Source organism: Pseudomonas chlororaphis subsp. chlororaphis (genome assembly GCF_003945765.1).
Taxonomy (GTDB): domain Bacteria; phylum Pseudomonadota; class Gammaproteobacteria; order Pseudomonadales; family Pseudomonadaceae; genus Aquipseudomonas; species Aquipseudomonas chlororaphis.
Genome location: NZ_CP027712.1, coordinates 2,712,579 through 2,722,966 on the forward strand (window position 1 = coordinate 2,712,579; position 10,388 = coordinate 2,722,966).

The following is a 10,388-nucleotide window of genomic DNA, read 5'->3' on the forward strand; positions in this document are numbered from 1 at the left end:
TCAGCGTTTGACGGCGGTCGGCTTGTGCGCCTCGGCGCGCTTGCTCAGCAGGTCGAACACCGCCGGATAGGCCGGGCGCTCGATGTAGCGGCCGGCACCGCGTTCGGCGCGCAGGTCGCCGTCGGCCCAGACCAGCTTGCCCTGGCTGATGGTGTGGCTGGGCACGCCGCGCACGGTCTTGCCTTCGAAGATGTTGAAGTCCACCTGCTGGTGGTGGGTCGCAGCGGAGATGGTGCGGCTGCCTTGCGGGTCCCAGAGCACCAGGTCGGCATCGGCGCCGACGCGGATCGCGCCCTTGCGCGGGTAGAGGTTGAAGATCTTCGCCGCGTTGGTGGAGGTCAGGGCGACGAAGTCCTGCATCGACAGGCGCCCGCTGTTCACCCCTTCGTCCCAGAGCACGGCCATGCGGTCTTCGATGCCGGCGGTGCCGTTGGGGATCTTGCTGAAATCGTCGCGGCCGGCGGCTTTCTGTTCGGCGCAGAAGCAGCAGTGGTCGGTGGCGGTGGTGTGCAGGTTGCCCGATTGCAGGCCGTGCCACAGCGCGTCTTGATGGCCGCGAGGGCGGAAGGGCGGGCTCATCACGTAGCCGGCGGCGGTCTGCCAGTCGGGGTGGCGGTACACGCTGTCGTCCAGCAGCAGGTGCCCGGCCAGCACTTCGCCGTACACCGGCTGGCCCTTGCCGCGGGCGTAGGTGATTTCGTCCAGCGCCTCTTGGGTCGAGACATGCACCAGGTACAGCGGCGTGCCCAGGGTTTCGGCGATACGGATCGCCCGGCTGGCGGCTTCGCCTTCGACCTGGGAAGGGCGCGACAGCGGGTGCGCTTCCGGCCCGGTGATGCCCTGGGCCAGCAGCTTGCGTTGCAGGTGGTAGACCAGCTCGCCGTTCTCCGCGTGCACCGTCGGCACCGCGCCGAGTTCCAGGCAGCGCTCGAAGCTCGCCACCAGGGTGTCGTCGGCGGCCATGATCGCGTTCTTGTAGGCCATGAAATGCTTGAAGCTGTTGACCCCGTGCTGGTTCACCAGCTCGGCCATTTCCTCGCGCACCTGCTCGCTCCACCAGGTGATGGCCACGTGAAAGCCGTAGTCCGATGCCGACTTCTCGGCCCAGCCGCGCCACTGGTGAAAAGCCTCCAGCAGCGATTGCTGCGGGTTGGGAATCACGAAGTCGATGATCGAAGTGGTGCCGCCCGCCAGGCCCGCCGCGGTGCCGCTGAAGAAGTCTTCGCTGGCCACGGTGCCCATGAAGGGCAGTTGCATATGGGTGTGGGGATCGATGCCGCCGGGCATCAGGTATTGGCCACTGCCGTCGAGCACTTCGCAGCCTGCGGGGTCCAGATTCTGGCCGATGGCCTTGATCACGCCGTCGGCGCACAACACATCGGCTTTATAACTTTCATCATGGGTAATAACGGTGGCGCCACGGATCAACAGAGACATTCCGAGTTCCTCGCAGGCATGACCGGCTTATGCCGGTTCTAGTGTTTTTGTAATACGCAGGCTGCGGAATGTTTATTCCTGTCAGCGGTGTCAGGAATAAAGACTAGCTGGTGTTCAATCAATCGGCAAGATTATTTTTTATAAGCATATATCGATATTAAGTTATTGAAATATAACGATTTAAATATCAAATCCGCAAAATGGTGCAGCCTTTCACCATTTTGACGCACTTGACAGGATCGAAATATGAGCAAGATTTCCTATGTGAAATCAGCCGCTTGAAGGAGGCCTGTGGCCCATACAAAAGTTTGAAAAAAGTTTGCGTGCACCAGATTGAGTCCTGACTTGATGGACAACTTGCCCGGCATTCGGCCTGAGTGAACCGGCACCTTATCTCGGACAGGAAGTTGTTCAGAATAAAACTGAAGAAACATCAGTTGTTTACATGGATTTTACCGACTGTGGAGCACCGTCGACGGGCAAGCCGGCACGCTTATTGAGTGCCGCCGTCGACAGGATGGCCGGTCGGTAAAAGTCGTCAGTTCTCCGGCCATCGCCGGGCTGGCAGCGCGTCTGCCGGCCCGTTTGATGAGCAAAAATAATCAGAAAAAAGTGGAGCGGCCATGCAACAGAACAGATCCCAAGTGACCGAGCGTGCCGGCCTGTACGAGCTGGACGCCGGCAGCGACGTGCTCGACAGCCCCCGTTACAACCACGATATCGCGCCGACCAGGGTCCATGAGCGCACCTGGAACAAATGGCACATCACCGCGCTGTGGGTCGGCATGTCGATCTGCGTGCCGACCTACACCCTGGGCGGTGTGCTCACCGCCTATTTCGGGCTGACGGTGGGCGAGGCGCTGCTGGCGATCCTGCTGGCCAATATCGTGGTGCTGGTCCCTTTGACCCTCAACGCCTTCGCCGGCACCAAGTACGGCATTCCATTCCCGGTGCTGCTGCGTTCGTCCTTTGGCGTCATTGGCTCCAACGTACCGTGCCTGATCCGCGCCCTGGTGGCCTGCGGCTGGTTCGGCATCCAGACCATGTTCGGCGGCCTGGCGATCCACCTGTTCCTCGGCTCGATCTTCGAGGGCTGGAAGGCCCTGGGCGGCACCGGCGAGGTGATCGGCTTCATGCTGTTCTGGACCCTCAACCTGTGGGTGGTGCTGCGCGGCGCCGAGTCGATCAAGTGGCTGGAGACCCTGTCGGCGCCGCTGCTGGTGGCGGTGGGTGTCGGGCTGCTGGTGTGGGCCTTGCCCAATGTGTCCCTGAGCGAGTTGCTGGCGATTCCGCCCAAGCGTCCGGAAGGCGCCAGCGTCTACAGCTATTTCTTCGCCGGGCTCACGGCGATGGTTGGGTTCTGGGCCACCCTGTCGCTGAATATCCCGGACTTCAGCCGCTACGCGAAAAGCCAGAAGGACCAGATCCTCGGGCAGATCTTCGGCCTGCCGCTGACCATGTTCCTGTTCGCCGCGCTCGGGGTGGTGATGACCGCCGCCTCGGTGAAACTGGTGGGCGTCACCGTCTCCGACCCGGTGAGCCTGATCGGCCATATCCAGAGCCCCGGCTGGGTGGCCCTGGCCATGGCGCTGATCATCATCGCCACGCTCTCGACCAACACCGCGGCGAACATCGTCTCGCCGACCAACGACTTCCAGAACATCGCCCCCAAGCTGATCGGCCGCACCAAGGCGGTGATCCTCACCGGGCTCGTCGGCCTGGCGCTGATGGCCCATGAGCTGCTGAAAAAGCTCGGCCTGCTGGTCTCGGACGTCAGCCTGGAGACCGTGTATTCCAACTGGCTGCTGGGTTACTCCAGCCTGCTGGGGCCCATCGCCGGGATCATGGTGGTGGATTATTTCATCATCAAGAAACAGCGCCTGGACCTGGCCGGGCTGTACCGCGATGACGTGTACCCGGCGTGGAACGGCTACGGCTTTATCGCCTTTGGCGTGCCGGTGGCGCTGACCTTGCTGTCCCTGGGCAGCGATGCGTTCAGCTGGTTCTACAGCTACGGCTGGTTCACCGGCTCGGCCCTGGGCGGCTTGCTCTATTACGGCCTGTGCAGCATGGGCCGCCCGCAGAGCGTGAGCGTCAAGACGCCGGTGTAAAGCGCAAAAGCCTCGCGGGCCAGAAGCGACGCATACCCCGTAGGAGCGAGGCTTGCCCGCGATGCGATCCGCCAGACACCACAGCACTCCAAGACGAGCCCGACCTCGTCAACGACAACCAGAAAAGCCTAAGGAGATCACCATGAACGCTGCCGTCGACGTTCTGCAATCCAGCCACCGGCACATCAACCGCGACCGCCTGTGGCAGTCGCTCATGGAGCTGGCGAAGCTCGGGGCCACGGTCAAGGGCGGGGTCTGTCGCCTGGCCCTGACCGACCTCGACCGCCAGGCCCGCGATCTGTTCGTGCAGTGGTGCGAGGCGGCCGGCTGCACGCTCATGGTGGATGGCATCGGTAATATCTTCGCCCGCCGCCCCGGGCGTAACCCGCAGCTGCCGCCGGTGATGACCGGCAGCCATATCGACACCCAGCCCACCGGCGGCAAGTTCGACGGCTGCTTCGGCGTGCTGGCCGGGCTCGAAGTGCTGCGCACCCTCAACGACCTCGGGGTGGAAACCGAGGCGCCGCTGGAAGTGGTGGTGTGGACCAACGAAGAAGGCTCGCGCTTCCCGCCGTGCATGATGGGCTCCGGGGTGTTCGCCGAGAAATTCACCCTCGAGGAAACCCTGGTCAAGACCGATGCCGAAGGCGTGAGCGTCGGCGATGCGCTGAACGCCATCGGCTATGCCGGCAGCCGCCAGGTCAGCGGGCACGCGGTGGGGGCCTACTTCGAAGCCCATATCGAGCAGGGGCCGATCCTCGAGGACGAAAAGAAAACCATAGGCGTCGTACTCGGCGCCCTCGGCCAGAAATGGTTCGACCTGAAATTGCGCGGCGTCGAAGCCCACGCCGGCCCGACCCCGATGCACCTGCGCAAGGACGCCCTGGTCGGCGCGGCGGCGGTGGTGGCCGCGGTCAACCGCGCCGCCCTCGGCCATCAACCCCATGCCTGCGGCACCGTGGGTTGCCTGCAGGCCTATCCCGGTTCGCGCAACGTGATCCCCGGTGAGGTGCGCATGACCCTGGACTTCCGGCACCTGGAACCGGCGCGCCTGGACTCGATGATCGCCGAGGTGCGCCAGGTGATCGACAGCACCTGCGAAGAACATGGCCTGACCTTCGACATGGTGCCGACCGCGGACTTTCCGCCGTTGTATTTCGACAAGATCTGCGTCGACGCGGTGCGCGAGGCGGCGCAGGGGCTGGGCCTGTCCCATATGGATATCGTCAGCGGCGCCGGGCACGACGCGATCTTTGTCGCCGAGCTGGGCCCGGCGGGGATGATCTTCGTGCCTTGCGAAGGCGGCATCAGCCACAACGAAATCGAAAACGCCGACCCCGACGACCTCGCCGCCGGCTGCGCGGTGTTGCTGCGGGCGATGCTGGCGGCGTCCCAGGCCGTCGCCAAAGGACAGCGCGTTGCTTGACGACATGCGCCTGTAGCCGCTGCCGAGCCTGCGAGGCTGCGATAAGGCCGAAGGCCTTCAGCGGTCTTGAGATCCCCGCGCCCCCTGCGGGGTCGATCGCAGCCTCGCGGGCTCGGCAGCGGCTACAGGGCGATGGGTGATCGGCCAGCACATGCACCTCGGGCCTGCCAGCCGAACCTAAGCTAATGCTTAAAAAGTATTTATATTTGAATTCTTAGATCGATTAGCTTTTAGCGACTTTCCTGGCTCCCAGAAGGTCCGCCCCCATGCGCCTGCCCTTTGCTTTGCGTCGTAGCTTGTCGATCACCGCCCTGGCCGGTCTGGCGCTGGGCATGGCCTTCGATGTGCAGGCCGCTAGCGACCTGCGCATCGGCTACCAGAAATCCTCGACCCTGCTGGCGGTGCTCAAGGCCCAGGGCACCCTGGAAAAACAGCTGGCGGGGCAGGGCGTGAAGATCTCCTGGCATGAATTCACCAGCGGCCTGCCCCTGGCGGAGTCGCTGAACGTGGGCAACGTCGACATCAGCGCCGACGTTGCCGACACCGTGCCGGTGTTCGCCCAGGCCGCCGGGGCCCAGTTGACCTACTTCGCCACGGAAACCCCGTCGCCCGCCGCCCAGTCCATCGTCATTCCCAAGGACTCCACGCTCAAATCCCTGGCCGACCTCAAGGGCAAGCGTGTCGCCGTGACCAAGGCCGCCGGCAGCCATTACCTGCTGATTGCCGCGTTGCGAGAGGTCGGCCTGGGTTTCGCCGATATCCAGCCGGTATACCTGACCCCGGCCGATGGCCGTGCCGCCCTGGAAACCGCCAAGGTCGATGCCTGGGTCACCTGGGAACCCTTCGTCGCCAGCGCCCAGCGCCAGCAAGGCGCGCGGGTGCTGCACGACGGCCAGGGCCTGGCCAGCTACCGGCGCTATTACCTGGCCTCCAACGATTACGCCAAGGCTCACCCCGAGGTGCTGAATCAGGTGTTCGCCGAGCTGCAGAAGACCGGCACCTGGGTCAAGGCGCACCCGACGGAGGCGGCAAAACTGCTCGGCCCGCTGTGGGGCAACCTGGACGTGAGCACGGTGGAACTGGCCAACAGCCGTCGCACCTACAAGGTGGAAGCGGTGCAGCCGGACGCCCTGGGCGAGCAACAGAAAATCGCCGATGCCTTCTACCAGGAAAAGCTCCTGCCCAAGCCGGTGGACGCCCGCGCGGTGCAGCTGTGGAGCCCCAAGCATCTGTAACTGAGCCTTGGCTCGCCTGTGTCGGCGAGCCCCTTCCCACGGGGTAGCCGCCTGGTCGGCCCCAGCCATTTTTCTTCTTTATCACTGCCGGTGACGCGGCTGCGCGTCCGGCGTCAGGAGTTCCCGTGTCTGCCGTTTACCCCCAAGAGGCCTTTGCCGTCCCAGCCGCGTCCGCCCCGCAACCGGCCAGCGCCGAGGTGGTGCTGGAGCTGCGCAACCTGACCAAGCACTACGGCCGCGGCTCGTCCGCGCCGGCGGTGGAGCAGGTCAGCCTCAGCGTGCGCCGTGGCGAAGTGCTGTGCCTGATGGGCACCTCCGGCAGCGGCAAGTCCACCTTGCTGCGGCACATCAACCGGCTGATCGAGCCCAGCAGCGGCGAGGTGCTGATCGATGGCGCGGCGATCAGCCAGCTTTCGGCCAAGGACCTGCGCACCCTGCGTTCGCGGCGCATCGGCATGGTCTTCCAGCACTTCGGCCTGCTGCCCCATCGCAGCGTGCGCGACAACGTCGCTTTGCCCCTGGAACTGCGCGGCGAACCCGAGGCCCTGCGCCAGGCCGCGGCCGATGTGCAACTGCGGGCCATGGGCCTGGAGGGCTGGGGCGAGCACTATCCCCATGAGCTGTCCGGCGGCATGCAGCAGCGGGTCGGCCTGGCCCGCGCGCTGGTCAGCGAGCCGGACATCCTGCTGATGGACGAACCCTTCAGTGCGCTGGACCCGACCATCCGCCGCGACCTGCAAAGCCACTTCCTGCGCCTGGTGCGCGAGCGCGGCATCACCACCTTGCTGGTCACCCACGACCCGGCGGAGGCCTTGCGTCTGGCTGACCGCATCGCGGTGCTGCGCCAGGGCCAGCTGATCCAGCTCGGCACGCCCGGCGAACTGCTGGAGCAGCCGGCGGACGCCGAGGTGGCGGACTTCTTTCAGGAGCACGGCGCGCGCAGCGACACGCTGGCCGTGGCGCCCGTCGCTTCGGCTAAAACAACAATCACTCCGGCGCCCGTGGCCCCGGGGTTTTCCTTCTGGCAGGCGCTGTTGCTGGGGCCGGCGGCCTTGGCTGCCAGCGGCCGTGGCGCCTTGTATTGGCTGGGGTTCGCCCTGGAGTTGGCGGCGGCCAGTGCCCTGGGCCAATGGTTGGCCAGCGCCAGCCTCGGTTGGGCTGGGTTGGCGGTGCTCGGCCTGTCGCTCAGCCGCCTGCTCAGCGTAACCCTGGCCCGCCGTCTGAGCCGCCAGGGTCGTTCCGACTGGCGCTTGCCGTGGCTGGTCCTGCTGCTGTGCCAGGGCCTGGTGCTGTGGCGGGTGCTGGCGGTGGATGCCAGCGGCCCCTGGCTGCAATTTCCCGCCGACCGCCAGGCGCTGCTGGGCACCGCGGCGGCCATCGACCAGTTGATCGGTTGGTCCCAGGTCACCTTCGAAAGCACCTTTGTCGGGGTGATTGTCGCCGTGCGCACGGTGATCGAAAGCATCGAAAGCCTGCTGGGCTGGCTGCCCTGGCCGGTGCCGGCGCTGGCCCTGGTGCTGCTGGCCTGGCGCAGTGCCGGCGCGGCGTTGGCCCTGACCAGCGCGGCGGCCTTGCTCTATATCGGCCTGTTCGGTTTCTGGGAACGCACCATCGCCACCCTGGCCCTGGTGGGTTCCTCGGTGCTGCTGTCGCTGCTGATCGGCGTGCCCGCCGGCATCCTCCTGGCCAAGCGCGCCCTGGCGCGGCGCCTGATCACGCCCTTGCTGGACGTGATGCAGACCCTGCCGACCTTCGTGTACCTGATCCCGGCGGTGGCGTTCTTCTCGGTGGGCAAGACCCCGGCGGTGATCGCCACGGTGATTTTCGCCCTGGCGCCGATGATCCGCCTCACTGCCCTGGGGATCCGGGAAGTACCCAAGACCGCCGTCGAAGCGGCCCTGGCCCATGGCGCCACGCCGTGGCAGATCCTGACCAAGGTCGAGCTGCCCCTGGCCGCCGGCTCGCTGCTGCTGGGGATCAACCAGACCCTGGTGATGAGCCTGTCGATGGTGGTGGTCGCGGCGCTGATCGGCGCCGGCGGCCTGGGCTACGACGTGATGACCGCGCTGCGCAATATCAAGGGCGGCGAGGGCATGTTGGCTGGCGCGGCGATCGTGTTCTGCGCATTGATTCCCGACCGCATCATTCAAGCGACCCTGCGTCAGCGGGATCGCGCTTTCCATCAGCAATGAGGTGTCTCTTGAACAAGTTGTTTTCCCGCACCCTGGGCGCTGCCGCGCTGCTTTTGGGGCTGGCTCTGCCAGCCCTGGCCAAGGACAAGATCGTCATCGGCGAACAGAACTGGACCGGCGCCATCGCCATCCAGAACATCCTCGGCGAGGTGATCAAAAGCCGCCTCGACGGCGACGTGTCTTACCTGGCCGGTGACATACCGGTGCTGTTCGCCGCCGCGGCCAAGGGCGACGGCTCGGTGGATGTGCTGACCGATATCTGGCTGCCTAATCAATCCGCCGCCTGGGCCAAGTACGTCACCGGCGGCACCCGCTCCCTGGTGCCGAACAAGCAGCCGTACCTGGGGGTGCAGGGCTTCTATATCCCCGGCTACCTGCAAGACCAATACGGCGTGAAGTCGGTCTACGACCTGCAGAAGCCTGAAGTGGCCAAGCTCTTCGAACCCCTGGGCGGCGGCAAGGCGCAATTGCTGGTGGGCCCGGCGGGTTGGGAGTCGACCTATATCGGCCAGATCAAGGCCAAGGACTTCGGCTTTGCCGACAAATTCGAATCGGTGTCCACCGAAGCCTCGGTGACCTACGCCAAACTCGCCGCGGCCTACAAGGCCCGGCGCGGTGTGGTGTTCTACGCCTACACCCCGGACTGGATCTTCTCCGCCTTCGACCTGCGCCGCCTGGACGAGCCGGCGTTCGACGGCTATGCCCAGGACAACAAGAAGGGCGACCCGCTGTACAAGGCCGACGGCTGCTGGAAATTCATCAGCCCGACGGTGGACGCCGACTGGCTGAACAAGAGCACGATCACCTGCGCCTACCCGGACGCCCGGGTCTATGTCCTGGCCTCCAGCGCCTTGCAGAAACGCGCGCCACGGATCGCCGCCTTCCTGGAAAATTTCAGCATCGACCCGCAGGTGTTGAACGACCTGATCCTCAGGATCGAGAAGGAACAGCAACCGGCGGCGGAAGCGGCCAAAGCCTGGGTCCAGGCCAACCCGGCGATCGTCGATCAATGGCTGGGCGCCAGCGGCGAGAAAGTCGGAGCGGTGCAGTGAACGAGGAGCTTCGGAACATGAGCGGGATCAAGCAGGCGACCTTCGGCGCGGGTTGTTTCTGGGGCGCGGAAACCGCGTTCCGGGCACTGCCGGGGGTGGTGGAGACACGGGTGGGCTACGCGGTGGAGGCGGGCGATGAGTCGTTGCGGATCGAGGTGGTGCAGGTGGATTTCGATCCTCGGGTGTTGGCTTATCCGAGCCTGATCGAGCACTTTTGGGGGCTGCATGATCCGACTTCGGTGGATCGGCAGGGGGAGCATGCTGGGGGGAAATATCGCTCGGCGATCTTCCACACCAACGCCCTACAGGCCGAACAGGCACGGCAGGCCAAGACGGCCCTGCAAGACTCCGGCCGCCTCAATAAACCCGTGGCCACGGTGATCGTGCCCCTGGGTCGGTTTGAACTGGCGGATGAAGCGCACCAGCGCTACCTGGAAAAGAATGGCTTGAGCAGTTGCCATATCTGAGGCGCTGGCCGCAGGTGGTTTGCTCTTGCTGCAGGTCGGCTTCTGTAGGAGCAGCCGGTCGACGCTCGATTGCTCGCGATAGCGTCGGCTCTGGCGCTGGACTTTTTGGACGGGGTACATATCCGTTCCTGCGGTCACGGCGGCTTATGGTTTCGCCCTTACGGCGAGTCCCTTTTTTTCAAACGCCAAAAAAAGGAACCAAAAAACGCTTGCCCCACCACTCGGTGCCTCGCTAAGGCTCGGCATGCCCTCACTCCGGCATTGATCCGTGGGCCGCCGCAATGGGCCATCCCTGGCCCAGTGCGGCTAACCCGGCGTCCTGCCGGGTTACCCACGGCTCAATGCCTGCGTTCGGCCATCGTGGTTAACGGGGCCAATAGATCAAAAGCCAAAACTAAAACCAAAACAGAGCCAAAGCCAAGCCAAAGCTTGCTGCCTTCGCCACGCTGCAACTCTTGTGTCTGACAC

The 10,388-nt window shown here is 64.8% G+C and carries 7 protein-coding genes; 6 read left to right on the forward strand and 1 reads right to left on the reverse strand.

The window, feature by feature from the left end; genetic code table 11:
- Nucleotides 1–1,437 carry a dihydropyrimidinase gene (gene hydA / locus C4K27_RS12545; protein WP_053260687.1) on the reverse strand — a complete coding sequence of 479 codons (1,437 nt, stop codon included), beginning with the start codon at nt 1,435–1,437 and terminating at the stop codon, nt 1–3.
- Between the two features lie 623 nt (nt 1,438–2,060).
- On the opposite strand from hydA, the gene C4K27_RS12550 reads away from it, so the two are divergent.
- The 6 genes from C4K27_RS12550 (at nt 2,061) to msrA (ending at nt 9,920) form a co-directional block, all read left to right on the forward strand.
- Nucleotides 2,061–3,548 (forward strand): NCS1 family nucleobase:cation symporter-1, encoded by a 1,488-nt coding sequence (locus tag C4K27_RS12550; RefSeq protein ID WP_053260688.1) that lies wholly within the window; start codon nt 2,061–2,063, stop codon nt 3,546–3,548.
- A gap of 142 nt (nt 3,549–3,690) precedes the next feature.
- On the forward strand, nt 3,691–4,974 hold the full coding sequence (locus C4K27_RS12555) for a Zn-dependent hydrolase (protein WP_053260689.1): 1,284 nt from the start codon (nt 3,691–3,693) through the stop codon (nt 4,972–4,974).
- Between the two features lie 266 nt (nt 4,975–5,240).
- A complete protein-coding gene (locus tag C4K27_RS12560; RefSeq protein WP_053260690.1) occupies nt 5,241–6,209 on the forward strand; it encodes an aliphatic sulfonate ABC transporter substrate-binding protein in 969 nt (322 codons plus the stop codon).
- 125 nt (nt 6,210–6,334) lie between these two features.
- On the forward strand, nt 6,335–8,401 hold the full coding sequence (locus C4K27_RS12565; protein WP_053260691.1) for an ATP-binding cassette domain-containing protein: 2,067 nt from the start codon (nt 6,335–6,337) through the stop codon (nt 8,399–8,401).
- A complete protein-coding gene (locus C4K27_RS12570) occupies nt 8,398–9,453 on the forward strand; it encodes an ABC transporter substrate-binding protein (RefSeq protein ID WP_053260692.1) in 1,056 nt (351 codons plus the stop codon). The genes C4K27_RS12565 and C4K27_RS12570 overlap by 4 nt, the downstream gene beginning before the upstream one ends.
- A 17-nt stretch (nt 9,454–9,470) precedes the next feature.
- Nucleotides 9,471–9,920: a peptide-methionine (S)-S-oxide reductase MsrA gene (msrA, locus tag C4K27_RS12575; protein WP_053260693.1), complete on the forward strand. Its 450-nt coding sequence runs from the start codon at nt 9,471–9,473 to the stop codon at nt 9,918–9,920.
- The last annotated feature ends 468 nt before the right edge of the window (nt 9,921–10,388 follow it).

Excerpts from the sequence above, each read along its gene's own strand:
- C4K27_RS12555 (WP_053260689.1), top strand. The coding sequence starts at position 3,691 with ATGAACGCTGCCGTCGACGTTCTGCAATCCAGCCACCGGCACATCAAC.
- C4K27_RS12570 (WP_053260692.1), top strand. The coding sequence starts at position 8,398 with ATGAGGTGTCTCTTGAACAAGTTGTTTTCCCGCACCCTGGGCGCTGCC.
- msrA (WP_053260693.1), top strand. The coding sequence starts at position 9,471 with ATGAGCGGGATCAAGCAGGCGACCTTCGGCGCGGGTTGTTTCTGGGGC.
- hydA (WP_053260687.1), bottom strand. The coding sequence starts at position 1,437 with ATGTCTCTGTTGATCCGTGGCGCCACCGTTATTACCCATGATGAAAGT.
- C4K27_RS12560 (WP_053260690.1), top strand. The coding sequence starts at position 5,241 with ATGCGCCTGCCCTTTGCTTTGCGTCGTAGCTTGTCGATCACCGCCCTG.
- C4K27_RS12550 (WP_053260688.1), top strand. The coding sequence starts at position 2,061 with ATGCAACAGAACAGATCCCAAGTGACCGAGCGTGCCGGCCTGTACGAG.